This window comes from Fibrobacter sp. UWH1 (assembly GCF_002210365.1).
Lineage (GTDB): Bacteria > Fibrobacterota > Fibrobacteria > Fibrobacterales > Fibrobacteraceae > Fibrobacter.
In genome coordinates this window covers 1-23,069 of sequence record NZ_MWQG01000045.1, presented here as the reverse complement: position 1 = coordinate 23,069, position 23,069 = coordinate 1, and the positions used below count along the sequence as shown (strand labels likewise).

Annotated in this window: 23 protein-coding genes, 1 tRNA gene and 1 pseudogene; 14 read left to right on the top strand and 11 right to left on the bottom strand. The window is 49.4% G+C overall.

Features of this window, described 5'->3' with window-relative positions; all coding sequences use genetic code 11:
* Positions 1-92 precede the first annotated feature (92 nt).
* The 4 genes from B7992_RS14360 to B7992_RS14345 all read right to left on the bottom strand — a co-directional run bounded on the left by B7992_RS14360 (position 93) and on the right by B7992_RS14345 (position 3,118).
* On the bottom strand, positions 93-1,133 hold the full coding sequence (locus tag B7992_RS14360; RefSeq protein ID WP_254917728.1) for a HipA domain-containing protein: 1,041 nt from the start codon (positions 1,131-1,133) through the stop codon (positions 93-95).
* Positions 1,130-1,450, bottom strand: coding sequence for a HipA N-terminal domain-containing protein (locus tag B7992_RS14355; RefSeq protein WP_073156338.1), 321 nt, complete (start codon positions 1,448-1,450; stop codon positions 1,130-1,132). Before B7992_RS14355 ends, B7992_RS14360 begins: the two co-directional genes overlap by 4 nt.
* On the bottom strand, positions 1,443-1,649 hold the full coding sequence (locus B7992_RS14350; RefSeq protein WP_073156764.1) for a helix-turn-helix transcriptional regulator: 207 nt from the start codon (positions 1,647-1,649) through the stop codon (positions 1,443-1,445). The genes B7992_RS14355 and B7992_RS14350 overlap by 8 nt, the downstream gene beginning before the upstream one ends.
* Before the next feature lie 104 nt (positions 1,650-1,753).
* The gene (locus B7992_RS14345; protein ID WP_088666606.1) at positions 1,754-3,118 is read right to left on the bottom strand and encodes an ATP-binding protein; all 1,365 of its coding nucleotides are present in this window, start codon (positions 3,116-3,118) and stop codon (positions 1,754-1,756) included.
* Positions 3,119-3,395: 277 nt separating this feature from the next.
* Here B7992_RS14345 and pyrR point away from each other — a divergent pair, with 277 nt between their 5' ends.
* The 9 genes from pyrR (at position 3,396) to B7992_RS14300 (ending at position 13,087) form a co-directional block, all read left to right on the top strand.
* Positions 3,396-3,953 (top strand): bifunctional pyr operon transcriptional regulator/uracil phosphoribosyltransferase PyrR, encoded by a 558-nt coding sequence (pyrR, locus tag B7992_RS14340; protein WP_073156341.1) that lies wholly within the window; start codon positions 3,396-3,398, stop codon positions 3,951-3,953.
* A 1-nt stretch (position 3,954) separates the two neighbouring features.
* On the top strand, positions 3,955-4,914 hold the full coding sequence (locus B7992_RS14335) for an aspartate carbamoyltransferase catalytic subunit (RefSeq protein WP_073156343.1): 960 nt from the start codon (positions 3,955-3,957) through the stop codon (positions 4,912-4,914).
* On the top strand, positions 4,901-6,184 hold the full coding sequence (locus tag B7992_RS14330; RefSeq protein WP_073283091.1) for a dihydroorotase: 1,284 nt from the start codon (positions 4,901-4,903) through the stop codon (positions 6,182-6,184). Before B7992_RS14335 ends, B7992_RS14330 begins: the two co-directional genes overlap by 14 nt.
* Positions 6,181-7,194, top strand: a complete 1,014-nt coding sequence (locus B7992_RS14325) for a PilZ domain-containing protein (protein ID WP_073156349.1) — start codon at positions 6,181-6,183, stop codon at positions 7,192-7,194. The genes B7992_RS14330 and B7992_RS14325 overlap by 4 nt, the downstream gene beginning before the upstream one ends.
* 96 nt (positions 7,195-7,290) lie before the next feature.
* On the top strand, positions 7,291-8,433 hold the full coding sequence (gene pilM, locus B7992_RS14320; protein WP_073156351.1) for a pilus assembly protein PilM: 1,143 nt from the start codon (positions 7,291-7,293) through the stop codon (positions 8,431-8,433).
* The gene (locus B7992_RS14315) at positions 8,433-9,047 is read left to right on the top strand and encodes a PilN domain-containing protein (protein WP_073156354.1); all 615 of its coding nucleotides are present in this window, start codon (positions 8,433-8,435) and stop codon (positions 9,045-9,047) included. The genes pilM and B7992_RS14315 overlap by 1 nt, the downstream gene beginning before the upstream one ends.
* Position 9,048: 1 nt before the next feature.
* Entirely contained in the window at positions 9,049-9,648 is a 600-nt protein-coding gene (locus B7992_RS14310) for a type 4a pilus biogenesis protein PilO (RefSeq protein ID WP_073156357.1), read from the top strand.
* Complete coding sequence (locus tag B7992_RS14305; RefSeq protein WP_249505611.1) at positions 9,645-11,498, top strand: hypothetical protein; 1,854 nt, start codon at positions 9,645-9,647, stop codon at positions 11,496-11,498. Before B7992_RS14310 ends, B7992_RS14305 begins: the two co-directional genes overlap by 4 nt.
* Before the next feature lie 2 nt (positions 11,499-11,500).
* On the top strand, positions 11,501-13,087 hold the full coding sequence (locus B7992_RS14300; RefSeq protein WP_254917725.1) for a secretin N-terminal domain-containing protein: 1,587 nt from the start codon (positions 11,501-11,503) through the stop codon (positions 13,085-13,087).
* 103 nt (positions 13,088-13,190) lie between these two features.
* Here the strand turns inward: B7992_RS14300 and holA are convergent, their stop codons facing one another.
* Both holA and greA read right to left on the bottom strand, forming a co-directional pair.
* Positions 13,191-14,156 carry a DNA polymerase III subunit delta gene (gene holA / locus B7992_RS14295; RefSeq protein ID WP_073156359.1) on the bottom strand — a complete coding sequence of 322 codons (966 nt, stop codon included), beginning with the start codon at positions 14,154-14,156 and terminating at the stop codon, positions 13,191-13,193.
* A gap of 5 nt (positions 14,157-14,161) precedes the next feature.
* A complete protein-coding gene (greA, locus tag B7992_RS14290; protein WP_073156362.1) occupies positions 14,162-14,626 on the bottom strand; it encodes a transcription elongation factor GreA in 465 nt (154 codons plus the stop codon).
* A 101-nt stretch (positions 14,627-14,727) separates the two neighbouring features.
* On the opposite strand from greA, the gene argJ reads away from it, so the two are divergent.
* On the top strand, positions 14,728-15,945 hold the full coding sequence (gene argJ / locus B7992_RS14285) for a bifunctional glutamate N-acetyltransferase/amino-acid acetyltransferase ArgJ (RefSeq protein ID WP_073156364.1): 1,218 nt from the start codon (positions 14,728-14,730) through the stop codon (positions 15,943-15,945).
* Between the two features lie 119 nt (positions 15,946-16,064).
* On the opposite strand, the gene B7992_RS14280 is transcribed toward argJ, so the two are convergent.
* The 3 genes from B7992_RS14280 to B7992_RS14270 form a co-directional block, all read right to left on the bottom strand.
* Positions 16,065-17,288: a DNA recombination protein RmuC gene (locus B7992_RS14280; RefSeq protein ID WP_088666605.1), complete on the bottom strand. Its 1,224-nt coding sequence runs from the start codon at positions 17,286-17,288 to the stop codon at positions 16,065-16,067.
* 120 nt (positions 17,289-17,408) lie between these two features.
* Positions 17,409-18,341, bottom strand: a complete 933-nt coding sequence (locus B7992_RS14275) for an FISUMP domain-containing protein (protein WP_249269328.1) — start codon at positions 18,339-18,341, stop codon at positions 17,409-17,411.
* A gap of 52 nt (positions 18,342-18,393) precedes the next feature.
* Positions 18,394-19,506, bottom strand: a complete 1,113-nt coding sequence (locus B7992_RS14270; protein WP_073156367.1) for a glycosyl hydrolase family 8 — start codon at positions 19,504-19,506, stop codon at positions 18,394-18,396.
* A gap of 76 nt (positions 19,507-19,582) precedes the next feature.
* On the opposite strand from B7992_RS14270, the gene B7992_RS14265 reads away from it, so the two are divergent.
* The 3 genes from B7992_RS14265 to B7992_RS14255 are packed head-to-tail and all read left to right on the top strand — an operon-like array spanning position 19,583 to position 21,982.
* The gene (locus B7992_RS14265) at positions 19,583-20,446 is read left to right on the top strand and encodes an NAD(P)/FAD-dependent oxidoreductase (protein ID WP_088666604.1); all 864 of its coding nucleotides are present in this window, start codon (positions 19,583-19,585) and stop codon (positions 20,444-20,446) included.
* Between the two features lie 9 nt (positions 20,447-20,455).
* On the top strand, positions 20,456-21,337 hold the full coding sequence (locus B7992_RS14260; protein WP_141100483.1) for a radical SAM protein: 882 nt from the start codon (positions 20,456-20,458) through the stop codon (positions 21,335-21,337).
* 39 nt (positions 21,338-21,376) lie between these two features.
* Positions 21,377-21,982 carry a fibrobacter succinogenes major paralogous domain-containing protein gene (locus tag B7992_RS14255; RefSeq protein ID WP_073156375.1) on the top strand — a complete coding sequence of 202 codons (606 nt, stop codon included), beginning with the start codon at positions 21,377-21,379 and terminating at the stop codon, positions 21,980-21,982.
* Positions 21,983-22,095: 113 nt separating this feature from the next.
* Here the strand turns inward: B7992_RS14255 and B7992_RS14250 are convergent.
* Positions 22,096-22,169: transfer RNA gene (locus B7992_RS14250), tRNA-Pro, on the bottom strand.
* 62 nt (positions 22,170-22,231) lie between these two features.
* Positions 22,232-22,705 carry a Smr/MutS family protein gene (locus tag B7992_RS14245; RefSeq protein ID WP_073156378.1) on the bottom strand — a complete coding sequence of 158 codons (474 nt, stop codon included), beginning with the start codon at positions 22,703-22,705 and terminating at the stop codon, positions 22,232-22,234.
* Positions 22,706-22,882: 177 nt separating this feature from the next.
* On the opposite strand from B7992_RS14245, the pseudogene B7992_RS14240 reads away from it, so the two are divergent.
* A pseudogene (locus B7992_RS14240) lies at positions 22,883-23,069 on the top strand (amino acid ABC transporter permease); the annotation flags it as partial.

The following is a 23,069-nucleotide window of genomic DNA, read 5'->3' as shown; positions in this document are numbered from 1 at the left end:
CATTTGCACTATACCTGCCTTTTTGTATAGTGTCAACTTTTTTCAGGATAAGACACAATACTTTCTCGTTATCGCGGAACGGCTGCGATTTTTCACCCCATCTCCAGGGCCTTTGCTCGGTCTCTCACCTGTGCCTTGAACAACGCCTTACTTGGCTTGCTTAGATAACTTCGGTCTATCATTGCGTCCATTTCCCTAAAATGGCTGCAAGTTTCTGCAATGAAGTGTTCTGCCCGGATTTCCTTGATGCCGATGCGGCGGGCCAGTTCCATAAAGTCCGGCTTGCCGTAAAAACCGTTGGCCTTGAAAAATTCCGTTTCAAAGTCCGCGCCGGAATCATCGCGGGAATAATCTGCAGCAGCGTTTTCGCTGAACAGTTCCAATGCGGTTCGGCCGAGTTCTTGAACGTGCAATGATGTGTTCAGCAAATCGTAGGCGGGAGTCAGTTTGTAAACCCCATCCGCATTTGGGGAGTAGACGGAAAAGTTCTTGACGTGGGCGTCGCCGTTACAGACCAGATAGTTGAACAGAACCAGCCTGAAGTATTTTTCCACATCGGTAGGGTAGGTGCTTACGTATTGCTTCATCAGGTCGGCAATTTGCTGATAGCTAAAGTCGTACTTGTAGTTGGAACCTTTTTCGCCTGGGGTAAGGTCTGCCACCTGGGCAAAGTCTTCCTGGCAGATCCTGTTGCCGTCGGGTAGAACATCGAATCGCTTGGTGATGTAGGCGGGTGTGCCGTCTTTAAGATAAACTAGCGCATTGTCTGCTGCGTCAATCTTGAAAATCTGTCGGGCCATTTGCATGGTCAGGTGCTCGTTGGCGGGCATGTCTTTTGTGTTGTCGAACAGTCCTTCTACCGCGGGCTTTAAGATGAAGGTGCCGCCATTTTCGGTAGGCTCCAGCCGGCCTTCGTTCACCATTAGCGAAAACTTGGGCTGTGCGCCAGAAATGGAAATCCTACGAATGGAACCTTTGTTGGACTTGATTTCGGGTAAGGAAAAATCCAGCGTGGCGTTAAACTTCTTTACGCCAAAGAGCCGCTTGGCGCAGGCAGGGCAAAAATCTCGCGGTGTCTCCTTGAGACAGCTGTGGCAACGGTTCTGCATGGTGGGGGGGGTGGCGCCTGTCATACGTCCTCCATCACGGTGATGGCGCCGATGGTTTCCTTTCCCGCAAGTTTCAGCAACAGCCTGTAGGAATCCCTGGGGTCTATCTTCAAGGACATGCAGTAAAGTTTGCGGTTTTCGCCCTCAGGCAGCAAACCCTCAAAAAACGGGAAAAGCTCTTTGGACTTGTAAGGCTCCTGTCGCTTAGGCAATGTCAGTGCAATGGCAGGGCGCCTGGACGCAAGGTAGATTTCGTCGTAAGTGAAAATGAAACTGTCCCTAGTCTTGGTCAAGGCCCCGGCTAGAAAGCCGTTGTAGAAAACCGATGCCTGCTTAACCATTGACGACTCTCTCTGTTAAGGAAAGTTTCAATCCCAGCTGTTCCGCAAGCTTGCAAAGTACCTCGATGGACGGGTTTGCGCCGCCGTTTTCGATGGCGTTGATGGTCCGCAGTGAAACTCCGGACATTTCCGAAAGATCCCTCTGGCTTAACCCAAGGGACTCCCGCCGTTTTTGCAAATTTTCAAAAATTTCGTCCATAATGTGCAATATATTGCTTAATTTGGCTTCAAAATACAAAAACGCACAGGCTTTGTCAATGAATGCGCAATATGTTGCGTGTTGTTGGTACAAAAGTTGTTTTGTTAAATCAATCCTGCCATATATAGCGGCAGGTGTAAGATTTCTCCGTAGTCCGTTTTGCGGACTTCAAGATCCTTGGTGTACAGGATGTAGGGGGGAGTTAGGTTCTTGTGGAACTTGCCCCAGAACTTGTCCAGGGAAACATGCTGCTTGTAACTGCCGGACTTGACCTCGATGGGGCAGATCTTTTCCTTGAGACCAATTTGGGTTCTAAGCAGAAAATCGATTTCGATGTTGTTTTTTCGGTTTGCGGAATCTGATCTTGAATAAAAGTAAAGTTTGTGTCCGTTTGCGACAAGCATTTGCGCAACGATGTTTTCCATGAGCATGCCTTCGTTTATATCCAGCTTGTCGAAAAGGATTGCCCGATATAACTCGTTGCTTGTATAAGACTTTTCCATGAAGGTCTGTGTAACTAGTAAACCAGTGTCCGCCATGTAGCATTTTTGAGTTGCCACATCTGCGCTTAAGGCAAGGCCTACATTGGGGTCTGTTGCGTTGAAACAAGAGTTCGCTATCATAGCCTCGTTGAGCCAGATAAATGCATTTTCGTAGGTCTTGAAACGACTATTTTGCTTGAGGCTTGCAAATTTGTAACGTTTTTCCTTTTTAGAAAGCTGCCCGGGAATGTTGTCAAAGACAGAAAGAACCTTTGATTCGTAGCCCTTGGCGAATTTTGGAACGTCATCGCGATAAAGTTTTAGAATTTTTCTTTTTATGGAGTCAACCTTGGCAAAGTCATGGGTTTCTTGATAGGCGAGGACTGATTGCGGCATACCGCCAACCAACATGTACTCTTGAAATCTGTTAAGCATTTTTCTGTGAAGGGCGGGCCCTAGCGGCATCCGCTTTTCAAAGCACATCTTTAAGAATGGGTAGCTGACCTCGTCACCATCGGCCCAAAGGAATTCCTCAAAATCCATAGGGTACAAATTGATGGAATCCTCTTCGGAAGGGATGAGAATGTCTTTGACATTTTGCCTAAGCGAAATCAGGGAACCGCTTTCCAAATAGTCGTATCTGCCGTCTGCAACAAGGTGCTTGATCATTTGCCTGGCTCTAGGGTAAAATTGTACTTCGTCAAATACAAAAGCGGACTGTCGCTCAAATAACTGAACGCCATAGATGACAGAAAGCTTGCTAAAGAAAAGGTTGAAATCGTCGGTGTTATGTTCAAAAATGTCAATGACGCTTTTGGGCGCGTTGGAAAAATCAATGAAAATGTGGGATTTATACTCGTTTTTGACGAATTCCTTGATAAGGAAACTTTTGCCCACACGCCTAGCTCCGTTGACTAGCATGGCCGTTGAACCTTGGCAGGTGTTTTTCCATTCTAGGAGAGCGCTGTAGGCTTTTCTTTTGAGCATTTTAATCCTTTTCAATGAAAAAATGATGACGCAAAGTGCAAGTATAAAATTAAATAAAATGACTGAAAATGCAAGTATAAATTCAAGCAAACCGACGCAAAATGCAGGTAAAATTGCGTGTGCCTTGTCTAGGATTGTTTTTATCCCTACTTTCTCTTATAAAACCCGCCAAAACCTCACGAAAATGCTAATTTCATGAAAAAAGTAACCTCAAAGCGAGCCTCGCGAGCGACCTCAAACCTCAGAGGGAGCGAAGCGATCGACCTCGTACCAGAATATGAAAGACAACTGCAAGATTATTCGTGAACTGCTGTCTGCCCAGGCCATGGAATTTGCCCTGGACGAGATGGCTGCAAAGATCGCAAAGATCCATCCTGCCGCCGACAATCTGGTGATTCTCGGTATGGCTAGTCGTGGCATTCCCCTGGCCAAGAAGCTGAAGGCCCGTCTGGATGCCAAGTTTGGTAGCCCTGTCGCATTCGGTAGCCTGGACGCTACTTTCTACCGTGATGACTTCCATTTCCGCAACCACGTTTCCACCGAAATGCGCGTTACCGAAATGCCTGCCTCCGTGGAAGGCAAGACCGTTATCCTGGTAGACGATGTTCTTTATACTGGCAGGTCTACCTTGGCTGCCATGCGTGCCATTCTGGACCTGGGTCGTCCTGCTGCAATTCGTCTCTGTGTGCTGGTGGACCGCGGCCACCGTGAACTTCCCATTGCTCCGGATTGCGTGGGCCTGGCTGTGGAAACCGCCCAGAATCAGGAAGTCCGCGTAAAGATTGAACCTATTGACCAAGAAAATTCTGTTACTCTCGTAGAAGTGGAGGCTTAAAGTGAGCGCTTTGCAAATCAAGCATTTGTTCGGGCTCCAGGGCGTGTCCAAGCAGGACATTCGCACCATTTTGGATAATGCAAAACAGTTCCGTGAAATTCTGGAACGCCCCGTCAAGAAGGTGCCCAGCCTTCGCGGTCTTACCGTGGTGAACCTGTTCTTCGAAAACAGCACCCGTACCCGCACCAGTTTTGAGTTGGCCGAAAAGCGTCTGTCCGCTGACACTGTGAACTTCACTACTGCAAGCTCCAGTGTGAAGAAGGGTGAAACTCTGGTGGACACCCTCCGCAATATCGAATCCATGAAGATCGATATCGTGGTTGTCCGTCATAAGGGTACTGGCGTTCCCAAGTTCCTGGCAGACCATAGCAATGCAATTGTCGTGAATGCTGGCGATGGCGCCCACGAACATCCCACACAGGGCTTGCTGGACATGTTGACCATCGAAGAAAAGCTGGGTACACTTGAAGGCAAGAAGGTGGCGATTATCGGTGATATCCGCCATAGCCGTGTGGCCCGTTCCAACATTTGGGGTATGACCACCATGGGTGCCCATGTCACCCTTTGCGGTCCTTCCACTCTGGTTCCCCGCAATACTGAACTTCTCCAGTATCCCGAACTGGCTGGCTCCGTCAGCTGGGAAACTGACGTAAAGAAGGCTGTTCAGGATGCCGATGCTGTTATCGCCCTGCGTCTCCAGAAGGAACGTATGGATGACGCTCTTCTCCCCAGCATGCGTGAATACCGCAACTTCTTCGGTATCACGGAAGAAGTTCTTGCCTGCTGTAAGGACAAGGTGATCATTATGCATCCGGGTCCCATCAATCGTGGCGTGGAACTGGATTCCGACATCGCCGATGGTGAACATTCCGTAATTCTTGATCAGGTGACCAACGGCGTTGCTGTCCGTATGGCCGTACTCTTCCTGTTGGCTGGAGGTCGCGCAAATGAACAAGCCTAATGTTATGAATAATGTTGTTTTGAAGAACGTCCGCATGTGGGACGGCAAGCAGTTCGTGATGAACGATAAGGTGGCCATTGCCGATGGCTATCTTGCCGACAAGAATTATTTCGATAACGCAAGTGAACCTGCCGCTGTTGTGGATTGCGAAGGCGCTCTTGCCATTCCCGCCCTGTTTGCTCTGGGTGTGGATTTCCAGGAACCGCTCCGCGATGACGTCTATACCATCAAGGATGGTATCAATGCTATGCGTAAGGGTGGCTTCTACGGAGCCCTCTATGAAAGTGCTGCCAACCCGGTGGATGACAGCGAAAAGCTGGCCGCTCTTGAAAACCGTCTGGCAGGCAAGGACCTGAAGTTTGCTGTTCTTGGCGCCTATAGCGTTGAATTCGGCAGCGATCATTTGGCTGAAATGATGGAACTGGCTGAAGGTTCCGAAGAACTGGATGTATGTGGCGTGGCTGGCTTCGGCGATGGTAACGCAAGCATTCCGTCTACCCGCTTTATGCGTCTCGCCATGGAATACGGCAAGATGACCGGCAAGCGTTTCTTCTTCCAGCCCATGGACAAGACTTTGCGCAAGAGCGGTTGCGTTCACGAAGGGGCTTACTCCGACATGCTTGGCATGAAGGGCATTCCCCGTATTGCAGAAACCATTTCCGCTTACACCGTTCTGGAACTGGCCCGCTTCCTGCAGGTTCCCGTTCACTTCAAGCAGGTGACTTGCGGCGAAACTCTGGACCTGATCCGCGACGCTCGTAAGAAGGGCATCGACGTAACCTGCGACGTGAACATCTATCATCTGATGTTTGACGATTCCATCCTGACTACTCTGGATTCTGCTTACCATGTGCTGCCGCCGTTCCGCGCCGCCACAGACCGCGAAGCCCTGTGGGCTGGTCTTGCCGACGGTACCGTTAACGCCATCAGCATGAATCACACTCCGATCCTCCATCAGGATAAGGATGTGAACTTCGAAGATTCCCTGCCTGGCGCCGTTTCTCTGGAAGTGGCCCTGCCCGCCATCTGGAAGGAACTGGTGGCCCGTCTTGGAGAAGCTAAGACTATTGAACTTCTTTCTACCGCTCCGGCAAAGATTGCTGGCGTAGAACCGGACGCAAAGCGTGTGAACTTGGTTGTACTTTCCGAAAAGTCTCACGTGGTGAAGGCTTCTGAAATTGCTGGCCATGTCTGCAACACGCCGCTCCTTGGCAAGGAAGTTCCTGCGACTATCATCGGCTCCTACATCGGTGGTGTGTGGACTGAATGATTTTACCGATTCAATTAGTCTGGATTGCGTTTGTCGTAGTCCTGGTGCTTATCTTGTTGGTGCTGTTGGAAATCCATCGCATCAATTATCGCCGAGAAAACGAAGAAATTTTCGGGGCGAATGAGTTCGATGAAAAGGTGAAAGCCTTTGGACTCACAGACAAGGAGCGCCGGACTTTAGAGAAACTGGTTAGAGCTTCATCCTTTGAAAATAAGGATGCGGTTCTTAATTCGTCTGGACTTTTTGAAGCTGCGGTAACGAATTTCTATGACTTTCGTGATGTGTTTACCGTTCGCGATGAAACTGTAGCCGCCGTAGAAAGCATTCGAAAAAAAATGGATTTTACGGCGTCGAATTCATTGACGCAAGTTTGTTCTACAAGACAGTTTAATGTTGGCGACCGCATCGATCTTTATCTTGAAGAAGGGTCGGTGTTCAAGCATTCCATGATTGTTGCAAGGAATGAACGAGATTGGGCTATTTCTTACGATGGTAGTTGCGGCCCTGCGGAATACTTTGTTGAAAGAGAAGTCCTGGTCCGTTGGACTAGGCCCGATGATGCCGTTTACTCGACCAACCTGGTGGTGCGCTCCTGTATTCCCGGGCGATTGATTCTACCTCACTCGTCTGTGCTCGATAAGAAACAGCTTCGTCGTTGGGCTCGTGAACCGGTTGAGATTCCTGTTGAGGCGACTTTCCTTGACGGTACTGCTTGTGGCGGAATGCTCTTGGATTTGTCTGCTGGTGGTATTATGTTGGGCCTTCCTTCTGACTGTTTTTCGGGCCAGCAGGTGCGTCTAAGGTTTGACCTGCCTAGCTTTGGCGAAGAAATTGTGGATGTGGAGATAAGACGTAATTTGGGACGTCGGAACAAGGATTATCCGGAATATAACTGTTTAACGGCATCCTTTACAGGTGCTTTTGGTTGGACCCAGGAGAGGGTTCTCCAGTATCTGTTTGAGGTAAATAAGTTGAAAAAAGAGTCGGAGAATGCAGAAAAGAGTGCGTAACTACTTAATTTTCAATGAGTTAGCTGAAAAGCTGCTTGACATTTACCTCTTATAAAGGTAGAATTTACAAGGTATTGTTTCCAATCGGAGTTTATTTTGGCTTTAGGACTGATTGCAAAAATTCGCGGTGAGCGCGAGACTGTCGGGATTGATGTTGGCCATTACAGCATCAAACTGGTCAAAGTCTTGCACAATTCTCGCGGTGGCAAGATTGTGGTGGATGCCGACCTAGAACGGGTGCCGGATGGTGCTATCGTCAATGGCGAAATTGTCGCGGCAGAAGAAAATGCCGAATCCGCCGAAAAGAATGAATCGAATTCTGGCGCGAAGGGCGTTGGCGAAGCCTTGAACAAGCTTTTGCTGCGTCATCCTATCGACGATTCCTGTGATGTTGTCGTTTCTGTGAATTGCGGTGCCGGTGCCGGTGGCGTGCTGGTTGACCATTTGTCTGCCAAGGTTCCCAAGAACGGTAATGAAGCCGCCATTATTCTTCAGACTGCACAGTCCCGTCCGCCCTTCGATGATCAGGATAACGTGATTGACTACGAAGTCTATTCCCGTGAAAATGAAGATGTCAAGGCGAACGTCGTTGCAGCCAAGAGCGGACTTCTGGACTCCTGGGCAAAGTTCTTTATTCGAAAGGGCGTAAAGCTTTCCGCTATGGATGTGGATATTTTCGGCCTCCTGAATGCCTATACCGTTACGATGAATCCTGCCGATGCCGAGTCTACCGTGGCAATCTTCAATATCGGCGAAAAGAAAATGAGTGTGGCATTCTTCCAGGATGGCAAGTTCCATTCAATGCGTTCCATGGCCGGCGGTTCGCTGGACATGGTGATCAGCAAGACTTGCATGAACCTGGATATCGATGCTGAAAAGTGCCACGAAATTTTTGACAAGGGCGATCTGGCTATTGTGGATGGATTCTCTGAAGCCGAAGTGGAAGCTGCCCTGAAACTTGCCTACGAAGACCTGATGGCCCAGATCGAGATCGGTATTCGTTACTTCTCTTCTTCTGAAGATTCTAAGTCTTTGAATAAAATATTACTGGGTGGCGGCGGTGCCGCTATTCCGGGCCTTAAAGAATTTGTTGCTGAACGTTCTGGTGTAGAAACCGATACCGTTAATCCTTTCCGACTGGCTGAATGCGATGCCAAGATTTTTGGAGCGAACGGTATTTCGGTTGCGTTGTCTAACATCTATGCTCCTGCGTTGGGCTTGGCTATGAGGAAGTTCTAATGGCGTCTAAGAAAAAAGAACCCACAAGAAATGCCTTGGCCATTTCTATTAACTTGCTTCCTCCGGAATATCGCAAGAAGCAGAAAGATTTCACTTGGCTGACCGACCGACGTGTTATCTGGCCGACGTTGCTCCTGATCGCAGCATTTGTGTGTATTGGCATGCTTTACACGTTTACTACCGAAACGATAACTGCCTTGCAGAGTGAAGTTGCTAGAGTCAAGAGCGAAGTTGAACGTGAACGTCCGTTGCTTACAAAGATCAGCGATCTTGAACAAAAGCAGGGTGTCGTCAACACGAAAATCAACGCACTGAAGTCTATTCAGGTTAGCAAAAAACGCTGGATCGTTCTTTTCGAGAACATCTCCTCTGTCTTGCCGCCCAACATGTGGGTGACCAGTATTGGTCAGATGGGTGAATATGACCTCGAAATGAAGGGTATGACTTATGACTTTTCTGAAGTTGCCGAATACATGGTAAAGTTGGAAAAGCAGGTCAGTGTCCAGAATGTTTCCCTGGTGACTATTTCTACCACTAAGGTAGATGGTGAAGAAGCCTATAACTTTACTATCAAGGTTGTCTTGAATAGAAACCTTGGCGCAGGGGAGGGCTAGTATGGGTAATATTGATTTTAAAGATAAAAAGAACATATACGCCATTGCGATTATTGCAATTTTGCTTTTGGCCGGGTATTATGTCTATGACTACGTGTGGAATCCGTTTGTCAAGGATCGTAGTAACCTTGAAAGCGAATTGAACACAGCCCAGTCCGAACTAGACAAAATCAATGCCAAGAGGCATCGTGTCCAGGAATTGGAAATGATGCTTGTCCAGGCAGAAAAGGATTTTGAAAAGCTGAAGGAAATGTTCCCCGAAGAGGAAAAGGTCCCTCTCCGACTGCAGGATCTGTATTCTGTGCTCCGCAGTTCTGGCGTCCAGATTCAGAAGTTTAATCCGGAAGGCCGTTCTGAACGAGAACATTATATCGAGAACCGTTATTCCATCGCTGTCAACTCGGGTTATCATATGTTGGGATACCTGTTTGCGGAGATTGCAAACTTCAACTATCCTACGACAATCACTAACCTGAGATTGAATCGCTATTCTGGAATTGCTGCGGAAATCCAAAAGGCTGAATCCCATGGCTGGACTCCTATTACCATGTCCGTGTCTTTTAACCTGACCACTTATACATCCAAGAAGGTGGGAAGATGATGAAGCTGAAATTCCTTGTTTTGTTCCTAGTAGCCGCTGCGGCTAGTTATGCTGCGCAGATTAAGGATGTTCGTTTTGCTTGCGATGGTAAGGGCTGCCAGATGGTATTTGCCTTTGCATCCGACAAGAATCTGCCGACGTTTTATCAGAAGTATGATGCTGCCGGCAAGAAACTGACTTTTGGTTTTTCTGAAACGAGCTTTGCCCTTGGTGAAGGTACCTACGATGTGGATGCCGATTCCAAGTTCGTGAAGGCCATGCGTGTGTACAGAGAGAATTTCCGCGGAACCAATTTCTTGAAAATTGAACTTTCTGTTGGTAATTCCATTTCTTCTGACAAGAACGATATTTCTCTGGACAAGTCCAGCTTCCTGGTTAAGTTCAAGAATAAGGGCGGTAAGTCCTGGGTTCTGTCTAAGCTTTTTGCTGAACGTAAGAAGGCTGCAGACAAGCAGGCCGCTCTTGACAAGAAAGCTGCAGAAAAGGCTGCCCTTGAAGAAAAGAAGCGCTTGGCTGACGAGAAGAAGGCCAACGAGAAGATGACTCTTGCCGAAAGAAAGGCCGCTGAAAAGCAGGCCGCCTTGGATAAGAAGGCTGCTGCTAAGGCCGCCCTTGAAGAAAAGAAGCGTCTTGCCGAAGAAAAGAAGGCTGCCGAAAAGCAGGCTCTCCTTGACAAGAAGGCTGCCGAAAAGGCTGCCAAGGAACAGGAAAAGCTTGTTGCCGAACAGCAGAAACTGCTGGACAAGGCTATTAAGGAAGGCGGTGCAATATCTGCCCTTCTCCCTGGCATCAAGGAAATGACCGTCTTGATTGGTTCGGGTATGGAACAGTTCCGTCTGGTTACCGAAACTCCGATCAATATCAAGAACGTTTCTAATCCGGACAAGGCTTTCGCCATTACCGTTGGACTGCCTGGTCCTCAGAAATCCCCTGTGTTCAAGATTGGTGCCGGTTCCCTGGTGAAGTCCGTTACCTGGGGTGCTAATGGCATCAAGATTCAGTTGCAGACTGGTGTGAACCCGGTGGTATTGGTGCAGGATGGCGCCTTGATTCTTCAGGCTGCTGAAACTGCTGTCAAGAAGGATGGATTTATCTTCTGGTCTGCTCAGCCCACAGGTATCTTCATTCGTGACTGGATGAAGGCCAACGAAGAAAAGCCTAACTTTGAAACTTTCGTGAAGAAGCTGGAAAAGGATAGCAAGAAGATTGTTTCTGGTTCCCAGACATTCCACCTTCGTCCTGTCGTTCGCGAATTGATCGTTGTTGCCGATGAAATTGAATTCTACGCTGCACCTAACGAAAATGCTCAGGTTCTTCAGCGTCTCATTTTTGGTGACCGCCTGGTTAGCCTGGATATGACTGGTCTGTATCGCAAGGTGCAGTTCGGTAATCGTATCGGTTATGTGAACCGCCGTGCAGTAAGTTTCTTTGATGAACTGTCTGCTGTACAGATGGAGCGTCTTAAGCAGGTCGATAAGGATCGTGGCAGTGATGGTGAAAATCCCGGTACTGTTCCTGGTAGCCAGCTTGATGGTCTGTATGAAGATCGCGTTACCTATAGCTCCTTTGGTCGTCGAGATCCCTTCGTCGAAATTAAGGGCCTTGTAGAAGAAGGTATCAATATTGACCAGGTTGAACTGGTTGGTATTATTTGGGAATCTGACGTTCCGATGGCAATTCTTGTTGAAACCAAGAATCCTGCTATTTCCTACACTATTAAGGAAGGCGATAAGATCCTTAATGGTAAAGTCTTGAAAATTACACAAACTGACGTTCTCTTCCTGATTCAGGAATTCGGGGTGAGCCGTCGCTACTCCATGGGCCTTCCCGATAAGTTTGGGGGTAAATAGTAATGAAAAAGTTGACAAAAATTCTGACTGTTCTTCTTCTTGTTGCCGGTATCGCAACATCTTGGAGTGCCCCTGCCGAAGGTTCTGTTGCTCCGAACAAGAAATTGTATGATTTCAATTTCGTGAACATGGACTATGAAGCCATATTCCGTTCTGTTTCCGTTATTGCCGGTGTGGACATTTTGCTGGCTCCCGATGTAAAGGGTAAGACAAGCCTTCGCGTCACCAAGAAGACTTGGCAGGAAACTCTGGACATTATCTGCAGCATGAATGATCTGACCTGGGTCATTCAGGATAAGTACATTACCATTCAGCGCTTGGCTACCTATCAGGCAAAACAGAAGAAGATTGCCGATGAAGAAGCTCAGGCTGAACAGAATGCTCCTCTGGTCCGAAAGAACTTCCAGGTTCATCATGCCAAGGCTGACGAACTGGTCAAGGTGCTTGAAAGCATGAAGTCTAACCGTGGCCGTATTACCACGGTCGAACGTACCAATTCCATTATCGTCTACGATACCGATACCAAGATTGATCAGATGGAAAAGGCTCTGGAAGAACTTGATGTTGAAACCCTGCAGATCATGATTACCGCTAAGCTGGTCGTGGTGAACAGCGAAAAGGCCCGCGAACTTGGTGTGGACTGGACTGCTACCATGGGTAACACCGCTCTTACTCCGGGTACCGCTGCCGCTGCAACTGGTAGTGCTGCCGGTGCTTCTCGTACCAGTGCCGTTATCCAGTCTTTCCCCAACGGTTCTTCTCCGGCTGTGGGTTCTGGTTCCGGTGCTATTACTGCTAGCCTCTTGGATAATAACCTCCAGATTGCAATCAGCAACCTTATGGGTGACGCTTCTACCGAAGTTCTCGCTAGCCCCCAGGTTTCTACCTTGGATAATACCGAAGCTAAGGTCTTCATGGGTGATAAGGTTTCTATCCGCGTTATCGATAACAGCGGTGAATCTTCTACCCAGATGGTGGAAACTGGTATCAAGCTGACTGTTACTCCTCACGTTTCTGGCGACAACCGCATTTTGCTTGACCTCCATCCCGAAAACAACTCCTACGATTATGACTCCAAGGGTGAAGTTGTGATTAGCACCCAGGAAGCTGAAACCAAGGTCGTTGTGGCTGACGGTGAAACTGTGGTAATCGGTGGTTTGACCCGTAACGAAACTCAGGAATCTGAACGTGGTATTCCGTTCCTGAAGGATATTCCGCTGCTGGGTAACCTCTTCAAGTATTCTCGTAAGTCCGTCGTGAAGAAGGACCTGGTAATCTTCGTTACTCCGAGAATCATTCGCAACTACATTGGCAATGTGGATCTGTCTCAGGCTCCTCAGGCAGCTCCTGCTGCACAGCCGGCCGCCCAGCCCGCTCCCGTAGCACAGCCGGTGGTTCAGCCCGCTCCTCAGGCTCAGCCTGCTGAAGCTCCTGCCCAGCCGCAGGCCGCTCCCGCAGCTCAGCAGAGCGCTCCTCAGCCCTCTCCGGTAGAAACTGTTGTGGATGAACCGGTCGAAGAATCTCTGATGGACGAACCGGCTTCTGCTCCTGAAGCTCCGGCTCCTGCAGATGAAGATGACTGGGAATAACGCCTTGTAAAACAGTATGACAGAGGCTCCGCTTTTGCGGAGCCTTTTTGCTTAAAAAATGTGGGAAGTTATTGCGGAATTAGGACGTTAAACTGAGTGTAGCTTAACGGACGACCAGGGCGGCCAAGGCCAGTTCCTGGCTGATAACGGTCCAGCTGGAACTCTTGAATTCGTAGCTCAGGTCTGCCAGTCTGCGGATGGCTCTGCAGAGGTTGGCCTTGCCCCATCGGGTGCAGCAGGCAGCGGCGTTCCCCTGCTTTACGAAAACGTATTCGTTCTTGCCGATGGCCTGGGCTGCTTCTGCCTGGCTCATGCCTTTTGCGGTAAGGGACATGAAGTTCAGAAGGTCCACGGCATGCTTGTAAAGGGAGTTGACGACCTGGATGGCATCGCCTCCGCCGTAGAGGATTTCGTGGAGCTTTTTAGTGTAACCGTTGGCGTCTCGCATTCCAAAGAAATTCTGCAACTCATAGGGCGGAATTTCTCGTTGGGGCATGATTAGCAGTTTTACGAGATCGTATGTGATCTTGGTGCAATCCGGTTGGTACAGCAGAACCTTTTCCAGTTCTTCGCTAACTAGCTTGGTGTTGGTGCCAAGGGCGTCGGCCAGATACTGGCTTGCAGCGGGTTCAATAGGCTTCTTGAAGTGGGCCGGAACCATTGTAGCGATCCACTTCTGCATATTGTACTGCTTGGGTTCTTCGTACTTTTCGACTTTGCCCACCTTGGCAAGAACCTTGTAAAGTTCTGTGCTGGCCTTGAGTTCGCCAAAGTCAAGCAACAGCTTGCACTCGGGAGCGTCTTTCAGCCAGCGGGCCAAAGTCTTTGTGTCATCGGCTTTCATGGCTTCGGCGTTGCGGACAACGACGGCCTGTTCCGGTGCGAACATAGACACCGTACCGCAGCATTCCATGATGACGTTTGCTACAGAGGATATGTTGGTATCGGTAGCGAACACGACCTGCTTAGACAGCGGGTCATCCTTGTTTTCGCCAAGGGCATCCTGCAGGAATTGTTCTACCTGCTGGTCCTTGGAAAACTGGTCTTTGCCGATGAGGGCTACAATCATAGCGCTTACTTGAAGTCGACTATTTCGAAACGGTTCTTACCCTTGGGGGTAACGACTTCGACGATGTCGCCCTTCTTCTTGCCCATGAATGCGGAACCCATGGGGCTCTTGAAGCTGATCTTGCCGTTCATGGGGTCGACGCCTTCGGGGCTTACCAGCTGGTAGGCGACTTCCTTCTTGGTTGCCAGGTTCTTTGCGGTAACGGTGGCGCCAAAACGGACGGTGTCGGAGTTCGCATCAAATTCGATGATGATGGAATCAGCAATCTGCTGTTCCAGTCTGGGAAGTTCAGAATCGATATGTGCCAGCATTTCCTTGGCGGCGTGATATTCTGCGTTTTCGCTCAGGTCGCCCTGCTTGCGGGCTTCTTCCATTTCGTCGACAACGCGGGGACGTTCCGTCTTTTTAAGGAAATTGTAACGTTCAACCAGCTTGTCGTATGTTTCTTGAGTACAGGGTGTTTTTGCCATGGCCTTAAATTAGAATTTTTTTAGGGGGCAATGCTAGGAAAGGTCTAGTTTAGTCGCTTTTTTTGTTGTATATTTAGCGCGTAAAAACAATAGGAGACACTATGTACACTGTGTTGGAAAAAGGCGGCGTCTGCTCCCCCAAGGGCTTTACCGCTTCTGGTATTTGCGCTGGCATCAAGGCTAGCGGCAATGCGGATATGGCCCTGCTCAAGAGCGAAAAGGCTGCCCGTTGCTTTGCAGTTTTCACAACCAATAAGGTGAAGGCCGCTCCGGTTCAGTACGATAAGGCTGCACTGGAACATGCTCACTTTGCTACTGCTGTTATTGTGAACAGCGGTAACGCCAACGCCTGTACTGGTGAACAGGGTCTGGCTGATGCAGAACGCATGGCTACCCTTACCGAAGAAGCTCTGAAGCTCACTCCCAAGAGCGTTCTTGTCTGCAGTACTGGTGTCATTGGCCACCTGATGCCCATGGATAAGATTGAAGCCGGTATTCCTCGCCTGGTTGAAGGTCTTCATGCTGATGCTTCCGAAGAATTTGGCCGTGCTATTTTGACTACCGACCTTGCTCTGAAGTCCCATGCCGTTGAAATCCAGACCGAAAAGGGTGTGGTGACTATCGGCGGTGCTTGCAAGGGTAGTGGCATGATTCACCCCAACATGGCTACCATGCTGGCTTTCATTACCACTGACTTGGCTCTGCCCATTGATTTCTTTGCTGAATTCCGTGCAAACATTGCAGACTCCTTCAACGCCATTACCGTTGACGGCGATACCAGCACCAACGATACTTGCATTATGCTGGCAAACGGCATGAGCGGTCTCAAGTACGAAGATCTTTCCCTTTCTGAACAGGGTGAATTCCGCGCCGCTCTGATGCTGGTGATGAAGTCCCTGGCAAAGGACATTGTCCGCGACGGTGAAGGTGCTACCAAGCTTATTGAACTTTGCATCGAAAAGGCTGAATCTCACGAAGAAGCTTTGAAGATGGCTCGTTTCATCGGTACCAGCAACCTGGCCAAGTGCGCCATGTTCGGTGAAGACCCCAACTGGGGCCGTATCCTGAGCTCTGCTGGTTCCAGCGGCTGCAACATGATTGCAGAACATACCGACCTGTTCTTCGGTGACGTCCAGGTTCTGGATGGTGGCCGTCCGGTGATTCTGTCTAAGGAAAAGCAGGATGCACTCCACGCTGTTGTCCGTCAGCGCGAATACAAGGTGACTTTGGTACTGAACATTGGTCATGCAAGCGCCAGCGCATTTACTTGCGACTTGAGCTATGACTATGTGAAGATCAACGCTGAGTACACAACGTAATTTCTGTCGTTCGTCAGAGGGATAAAACCTCCGGCTACAGAAATTACATGCAGGAATACATCGCGTAATTTCTAATTGCAAAAAGAAACCTTCGACATTTGATCGAGGGTTTCTTTTTTTTATTGGATTTCTGTTAGGGCGTCTTCTATGTCTACCAGCTCCGGGATGGGGTTCTTTTCGCTTTGCTTTGCCCCTAGCTTGATGAGTTTTCCGCATGTGGTAAGAACGCTCTGACCTGTTGGAGCCAGCTTCTTTTCGCCATCATCAAATGCCTTTTGTGCATTAGCCAATGCGCTTCCCAGGGCTTGGTATTTTTTCATGAACTGACCTACGCGATCGATCATTTCGTTGGCTAGTTCGTAGACCTTTTCGTGATTCTGAGCCTGGGCGATTTGAGTCCAGGTCAGGTCAATGATACGGAGGGCGGCGTAGAGAGTCTGTTCGTCAACGATGTAGACCCGCTTGGCCATGGCTTCGCTCCAGAGGGTGGGGGAGGCGTTCAATGCGGTCCACAGGGCTGCGGAATGAGGGACAAACATGATGACATAGTCCATTTTTACCTTGGGCGGTTTGACGTAGGAGGAATAATCCTTCTTGGCCAATTCGTCTACATGTTTCTTGAGGCTTGCGATGTGGGCTGTAAGGGCTGCGTTGCGCTCATCATCGGTTTCTGCGTTGACGTAATTCATGAAGGCGGTCATGGAAACCTTGGAGTCGATAATGACGTCTCGCTTGTGATCGAGATGGAGGATGACATCGGGGCGTAAACTGCGGCCATCTTCAGTCTTGATGAGATTACCCTGGGCGTCGCGGAGGGTTTCCTGTGTGTCGTAATGGGCACCCTGTCCATCCAGAAGATTGCTGAGGACGGTTTCGCCCCAGTCGCCCTGAATCTTGGAATCGTGCTTGAAAACCCGGCTCAGTTCTTCGGCGCTTGCCTTTGCAGATTCGCTCATTTTTATGGCGTTCTCGATTTGATTCTTTAGAATTCCTCCCAGCTGAAACTGTTCCCTGGCGGAATTATTCATGGCCTGCTCCATCTTTTTGATGGATTCCTTGAGGGGGGTGACGATCTGTTCTATGCTTTGGCCGCTAGATTCTGAGAATTCCTTTTGGCGCTGTTTCAGCATTTCGTTGGTGGTGGATTTAAGCTGTTCCTGGACTTTGGCGATGGTTTCGTCGAATCGGATCTGCTGATCTTGAAGGGATTGCATTCTCAGCTGATGGGCTGCTTCCAATTTGGTTTGCAGGACCGCCTGCTTACTTTTTGAAATCAAGATCCCGATGGTTATTCCCAGGAATACACCGATGATTAAGCCGATGATGATTGCTGCAATTTCCATAAAGACGATCCTCCTTGTAACGTTCTTTCAAAATCTAAATTTTCAAATTGACATTTTAGTGTCAAAAAAAACTCCTGGATAAATCCAGGAGTAAAAATCGTTTCAGGAATTTCGTTAGGTTTAATCCTTGATGCAACGGAGGCTTGCGCCGTGTTCGGGGTTGAACTTTTCGAACTTGGCGGTATCCTTGTCGTGGAAGAGAACCACCACTTCGCCGTTAGAAACCCAGAAGTAAGCCTTTTGACCGGCTCCTTCGAACTTGCGATCCTTCATGGGAACGTCGCTCTTGGCGAAATGTCCGCCACCAGCCTTGGCGCCGAATCCCAGCTCGTCCTTGCCGTTGCCGTAGATGCCGGTACCCTTCAGCGGATCCCAGCCGTAGCCAGCCTTAAGGGCGGTGCCAACCTTGCTGCCGGTGCCGGCGTAGGTCAACAGGATGTTCCATTCTTCCTTGGTGGGGAGGTGGAAGCCATCAAGGCATGCCTTCTTGGCGTTTTCGAAATTGTAGAGGCGGCCCCAATGATTGCATTGGGCGCAGACGGAACCGCTGGCTGTTGCGTAGTTCATGTTTTCGGCAACCCAGAGCTGAGAACCGATGCGAATCCATTCGTAGGCGTAACCATCACGAGGATCCTTATAGCTTCCGCTTGTGAGAGGTTCGCCTTTTTCGTTAAAGTATTCCCCGAATGCAACTTGCTTATTTTGTTTGTATTCGGCCTTGGACGATACGTTTCCGTTCTTGTGGTAACGTACAACCATACCATCGATATAGCCGTCTTCGTAGTTGTATTCGGCCTGCAGGGAGCCGTCGTCGTAGTATTCCTTTGAAATGCCCTGCTTGCGGTCGTTGACGTAACTGACTTCGCGCTTGAGGTTGCCGTTCTCGTAGAATTCTCTTTCTGGTCCCTGCTTCTTGTCGTTGACGTAGGTGGTTTCGGTGCGAACCTTACCGCTAGGATATTTCTCTACGCGGATGTCGTCACCACATGCTGTAAGGCCAATGGAAAAGAGTGCCGAAGCGATTGCAACGCAAGCGATTCTCTTGATGTTCATTCTAACTCCCTTTTTTTTGTTTGATTTTTACTTGTCTCGATTTTTCTCTTTCTTAAAATGAAATTTTTCCGGCGGTGGCCAACAGGCCAATCATGTAGAGCATGCCGTCGTAGTAACGCCAAAATCTAAAGGGGACGGACAGGGCTGCCAAGTCTTTTACAAAGGGCTTGATCAGGGAATCGCCGGAATTGAGAACTTGAGTGGCGGCCGCATTCATGGCAATTAGACCTGGGGTGGCAGGGCGACCGCGACGAGGGTAGTCTCCGCCGTCGACTGCGTAGTCGGACAGGTAAGGTCTCCTGCTTTCGAAGTAGAACAGCTGGCGTTCGCAAATGTCCTTTTCGCTTGGATCGCCATTGAACAGCGCATAGTCTAGGCTCAAATTCAACGCGGCACGCCAGGCGTCGCCGCTGTAGCAGTTGGCTTCGGTATGCCAGGGCTTGGATACCGGTGTTCCGTCGTATTCGGTGTAGTCGGCATAGAGGCCTGTTTCAAAGTGGGCGGCCTTCTTGAGGAACTGTCGGCTGTTTTCAGCGATGGTCAGCCAGGTGTCGTCGCCAGAGGCCTCGGCAAAAGCCTGGTAGAAAGCGGGGGCGTGGTAGCTGGGATTGGTAAAGTCGTTTCCGTCTACCGGAGAGAAGCGAATCATCTTCTGGTTCGGGTCGATGATGGGGCCCACGTTTTCGCAATGGGGTTTGTGAATGAGCCAGTTGATCAAGTCGACGGCTTCATCCTTAAGGTCGGGGCGTCCGAATTTTTCGGCGGCGATCAAAAGTGAAATGGCGAAATACTGTTCTGCGCTGGGGGAGGAACCGGGGTCGATCATGCCGAAGTTCATGGTGGACAGCTGCCATGAGAAATAACCGACGTGGGGACCGCTGTTGTTTCGGACGTAACGTTTGGTGAAGTTCCACAGTTTGTCGAACTGTTTTTCGTGACCGGTGAGTGCGGCAATGAACATGCCGTAACCCATACCTTCGGAGCGGATATCGTCGTGTCCGATGTCGATGATGTAACTCATGTCGTCGGAAGCGTCGAAGCAGATTCGTTCGTCAATGGGATCGCCTTCAAAGAGCTTGCTATAGGCATTCTGTATAAGCTGCCTTGCAAAGTTTGGGCCGTAGCCTGCCTCTACAAACATGTCTCTAGGTTTATTACGTTCCATCGTCCTATCCTACTGAAGTAAAACAAAAACTTTATTTCAAAATAAATAAATTATGGATAGAAAAATGAGAGGTATTATGTCTGATGTATTGATTTTGGGTTATGGCCCGGCTGGTGTGTCCGCTTCCCTGTATGCCCTGCGTGCAGGTCTGGATGTTCAACTGGTGGGTAAGGATAGTGGGGCCCTTGGAAAGGCTCATTTGATACAAAATTATTACGGTTTGGAGAAACCTCTGACCGGTGAAGAATTGCTCCAGGTTGGTAAAAAACAGGCGCTGGATCTGGGTGCCAAAATTGCCGAAGATGAAGTGACCGACCTGATGTTCAACGGTTCCGAATTTGTGGCCACGGGCTTGAACGGCGAGTATCACGGAAAGGTCTGTATCATGGCCACAGGCGCTGCCCGCAAGAAACAGCCCCTGCCGGGAATGGCCGAAATGGAAGGCCATGGCGTAAGCTATTGCGCAGTGTGCGATGCCTTTTTCTACAGACAGAAAAACGTGGCTGTCATGGGAAGCGGCGAGTATGCCCTGCACGAAACCATGGAACTTTTGAACGTGGTGAATTCCGTGACCCTTCTGACCAATGGGGTTCCCCTGACGGCAAACTTCCCTGAAAATGTGAAGGTGGTTGACCGCAAATTGAAAGGTCTAACTGGAGAAGGTTCCTTTAAGGGTGTCGTTTTTGACGATGACTCCACCGCTGAATTTGACGGCTTGTTCGTTGCGCTGGGAAGTGCCAATGCGACGGATCTGGCTTTGAAGGCTGGCGCCGCTTTTGACCAGGGCAAGCTTGTGCTGGACGAAGATCTGCAGACCACGATTCCTGGGCTTTATGCGGCTGGCGATTGCACCGGCGGCATCTTGCAGGTTTCTGTGGCTGTGGGCGAAGGCGCTCGCGCTGCAATGGCTGCTATCAAGTACCTTAGGGAAAACCGCTAGGATTCAGCCTTGGTTGCCGTTCGTCGCATAACCCTGCTGACTAATCCGGACGTCTGCAATTTGCGCTGCCCCCTGTGTTTCCTGTATCAGCGGAGGGCGACCTTCGGTGAAATTTCTGGAATTACCGGGGAGATGCCTTTTGACGTGGCCAAGGCGGCCATTGAAAAATATGGGTTGACGCAGGATGAAAACGGCAAACGGATTTTACGAGAAGTAATTCCCAGCACCATGGGCGAGCCCTTGCTTTATTCCCGCTTTGAGGACCTGCTGGAATTGTGCGGTTCCCTGGGGGTGCCCATGAACTTGACCACAAACGGGACCTTTCCTGGAATGTGGAATGAAAACGCCAACATGATCCGCTTGCTGCAGGGTTGCAGCGATATCAAGGTTAGCAGTCTTGCTTCGGAATGCTTTGATGGCTGGAAGCGGAATGTGGAACGTCTGTTGAAAATTCGGCAGGGCTTGCCTAAGGCGGCCTCCGTTTCGATTCAGGTGACTTTACATCGAAAAAATCTGATGATGATTCCCGAATTGATTGCCTGGGCGACCGTTATTGGCGTTGAACGGATCAAGTGGAATATGGTGGTTTTCCTGAGTGAGGCCGATGTTCTGTTGCGGCGTGAATTTGAGCTGGACCGGAGTGTAGGCGAACTGCGGGAATACATTTTAAATTGCTGCAGAATGTGCGGGAGTTCGCTGAGAAACGAGGGTAGTGTATTTGCCTTGACCTCTGGCGAGAACGCCCGCGGATATTCTCTTGAGGCGGGAACTTGCCCCTTTGCAGAAGAATTGTGGATTTTGCCCGACGGCTCGGAACAGCATTGCCCCAATCCCGAAAGACGTTTTGGAAATAAGGAAGCGCCGGAAGCCAGGTGCTGTTTTATTAGGTAAATTTGAGGGACTTGAAAGTCTAATTTTTTAAGGTTCAGTATGAAATTTCGTGGATTTGTCGTAGGCGTGATTTGCCTTATGCTTGTGGGAACATCTTTTGCCGCCCCAAAGGCAAAGAAAAATGAAATCAAGGATAAGCGGGATAAGCAGAGCTACCGCACCATTACGGTGGATAACCGCGTATGGATGGCCGACAACCTGAATTTTAAGACCGAGGGCAGTTTCTGCTACAAGGATGAAGAAGATCAGTGCATGGCTTATGGACGCTTGTATACTTGGGAGGCTGCTCAGAAGGCCTGCCCCGCAGGCTTCCGTCTGCCAACTCATGAAGATTTTGAAAGCTTGTGGACTGCGGCCGGTGCCGACTTTAACGCAGGCTACCTGCTAAAGACGGATTACGGCTGGAATGGCGATACCAATGGGAACGATACTCTAAAGTTTAGTGCCATGCCGGCGGGGAATCGTTTTGACGATGAGACTTATGGCAATATGATGAAGTTTGCCTTTTTCTGGAGCAGCGACGATAAGCTGGAAGGGATTGCTCCGGGGAGTGCCCGTGTGTGGTATCTGACCAGCAAGAGCATGGCCTTTGGGTATATGAGCAAACCCAAGGAATTCGGATTTTCTGTGAGATGCGTGAAGTAGGGGTGGACTGCTAACTGAACGGCGCGAGATGAGGCTACTTCGTAGCCTCTGACGCTTCACCTCGGCCATAAAAACGAAGAAGACCACTCTTTGAGTGGTCTTCTTCGTTCTAGTCGGAATAGCGAGATTCGAACTCACGACCTCTTGCTCCCGAAGCAAGCGCTCTACCAGACTGAGCTATATTCCGTTTTGGTGAGACCAAATATAGAATGTGTCAGGAACTTTTTAAAGGGGTTTAGGGTAAAAAAATCATTTTTTTGCCCTGGGCTTGCCTTTTGAGTTGAGTTTTGGGGTGGGTTTGCCTAGTTTTATGATGCTGGATCCGGCGTTGTCGGGTTCTACCTTGTAGAGGGTAATGCGGTTGCTCCATTCGGAACGGGCCTTGCGGTCGATAATATGCTTGACGTTGCCGTATTCGGGGTTTCCGCCGCCGTGGATGACTCGGAGGACGCTGAGACCGGCAATGAGCAGGTCATCGATGCGGCGCTCTACGGCTGCTGCTGCTTCGTCGGAGGTCATTCCGTGGAGGTCGATTTCGTCTTCGGGGACGGGAAGATCCCAGCTGGAGGGGCTGCGGCGCATTTTCTTGCCGCGGGGGCCGCGGGTCTGGGGGCGAGAGGCAAGCTCAGCTTCTTCTGCCTGCTGGCGAGCCTTGTCCTTGTCTTCCATGCGGTGGTTCATGATCCATTCTAGCTGAAACTTTTCATCTTCGTTCAGATCCATAAGTGCGTCCCTTCTTTTTAGCGGCACCAAATGTAGAAAACAAACGTTTTTTTCCCAAATGTTTTTGGATGTTTTTATTCTTGTTAGCGTTTTTAAATTATACGTCCATCAAATAAATAAAGAAGACTGTTCTTATTACTTATATTTGAGGCGTTATTTTTTCATAGGAATCGGATTATGGTTCGTAACGCTTTTAAGATGGTGGTGGCCCTTGCCTTGGCCATTTCTTCTGTGGCTTTTATGGGCTGCTCGGCTGGTGGTGATGATGCCTTGGCAAACCGCGTGCACAAGGTTTCTGACTTGGCCCACAAGAAGGTGGGTGTGCAGATTGGTAACACCGCCGATATTTATGCTTCTGAATATG

What these genes read in the sequence shown, in the direction of transcription:
- pyrR (WP_073156341.1), top strand. Translation starts at nt 3,396, where the DNA reads ATGAAAGACAACTGCAAGATTATTCGTGAACTGCTGTCTGCCCAGGCC.
- B7992_RS14270 (WP_073156367.1), bottom strand. Translation starts at nt 19,506, where the DNA reads ATGGAACGTAATAAACCTAGAGACATGTTTGTAGAGGCAGGCTACGGC.
- B7992_RS14315 (WP_073156354.1), top strand. Translation starts at nt 8,433, where the DNA reads ATGGCGTCTAAGAAAAAAGAACCCACAAGAAATGCCTTGGCCATTTCT.
- greA (WP_073156362.1), bottom strand. Translation starts at nt 14,626, where the DNA reads ATGGCAAAAACACCCTGTACTCAAGAAACATACGACAAGCTGGTTGAA.
- B7992_RS14360 (WP_254917728.1), bottom strand. Translation starts at nt 1,133, where the DNA reads ATGACAGGCGCCACCCCCCCCACCATGCAGAACCGTTGCCACAGCTGT.
- B7992_RS14255 (WP_073156375.1), top strand. Translation starts at nt 21,377, where the DNA reads ATGAAATTTCGTGGATTTGTCGTAGGCGTGATTTGCCTTATGCTTGTG.
- B7992_RS14265 (WP_088666604.1), top strand. Translation starts at nt 19,583, where the DNA reads ATGTCTGATGTATTGATTTTGGGTTATGGCCCGGCTGGTGTGTCCGCT.
- B7992_RS14275 (WP_249269328.1), bottom strand. Translation starts at nt 18,341, where the DNA reads ATGAACATCAAGAGAATCGCTTGCGTTGCAATCGCTTCGGCACTCTTT.
- B7992_RS14305 (WP_249505611.1), top strand. Translation starts at nt 9,645, where the DNA reads ATGATGAAGCTGAAATTCCTTGTTTTGTTCCTAGTAGCCGCTGCGGCT.
- holA (WP_073156359.1), bottom strand. Translation starts at nt 14,156, where the DNA reads ATGATTGTAGCCCTCATCGGCAAAGACCAGTTTTCCAAGGACCAGCAG.
- B7992_RS14330 (WP_073283091.1), top strand. Translation starts at nt 4,901, where the DNA reads ATGAACAAGCCTAATGTTATGAATAATGTTGTTTTGAAGAACGTCCGC.
- B7992_RS14310 (WP_073156357.1), top strand. Translation starts at nt 9,049, where the DNA reads ATGGGTAATATTGATTTTAAAGATAAAAAGAACATATACGCCATTGCG.
- B7992_RS14280 (WP_088666605.1), bottom strand. Translation starts at nt 17,288, where the DNA reads ATGGAAATTGCAGCAATCATCATCGGCTTAATCATCGGTGTATTCCTG.
- B7992_RS14300 (WP_254917725.1), top strand. Translation starts at nt 11,501, where the DNA reads ATGAAAAAGTTGACAAAAATTCTGACTGTTCTTCTTCTTGTTGCCGGT.
- argJ (WP_073156364.1), top strand. Translation starts at nt 14,728, where the DNA reads ATGTACACTGTGTTGGAAAAAGGCGGCGTCTGCTCCCCCAAGGGCTTT.
- B7992_RS14350 (WP_073156764.1), bottom strand. Translation starts at nt 1,649, where the DNA reads ATGGACGAAATTTTTGAAAATTTGCAAAAACGGCGGGAGTCCCTTGGG.
- B7992_RS14345 (WP_088666606.1), bottom strand. Translation starts at nt 3,118, where the DNA reads ATGCTCAAAAGAAAAGCCTACAGCGCTCTCCTAGAATGGAAAAACACC.
- B7992_RS14355 (WP_073156338.1), bottom strand. Translation starts at nt 1,450, where the DNA reads ATGGTTAAGCAGGCATCGGTTTTCTACAACGGCTTTCTAGCCGGGGCC.
- B7992_RS14325 (WP_073156349.1), top strand. Translation starts at nt 6,181, where the DNA reads ATGATTTTACCGATTCAATTAGTCTGGATTGCGTTTGTCGTAGTCCTG.
- B7992_RS14245 (WP_073156378.1), bottom strand. Translation starts at nt 22,705, where the DNA reads ATGGATCTGAACGAAGATGAAAAGTTTCAGCTAGAATGGATCATGAAC.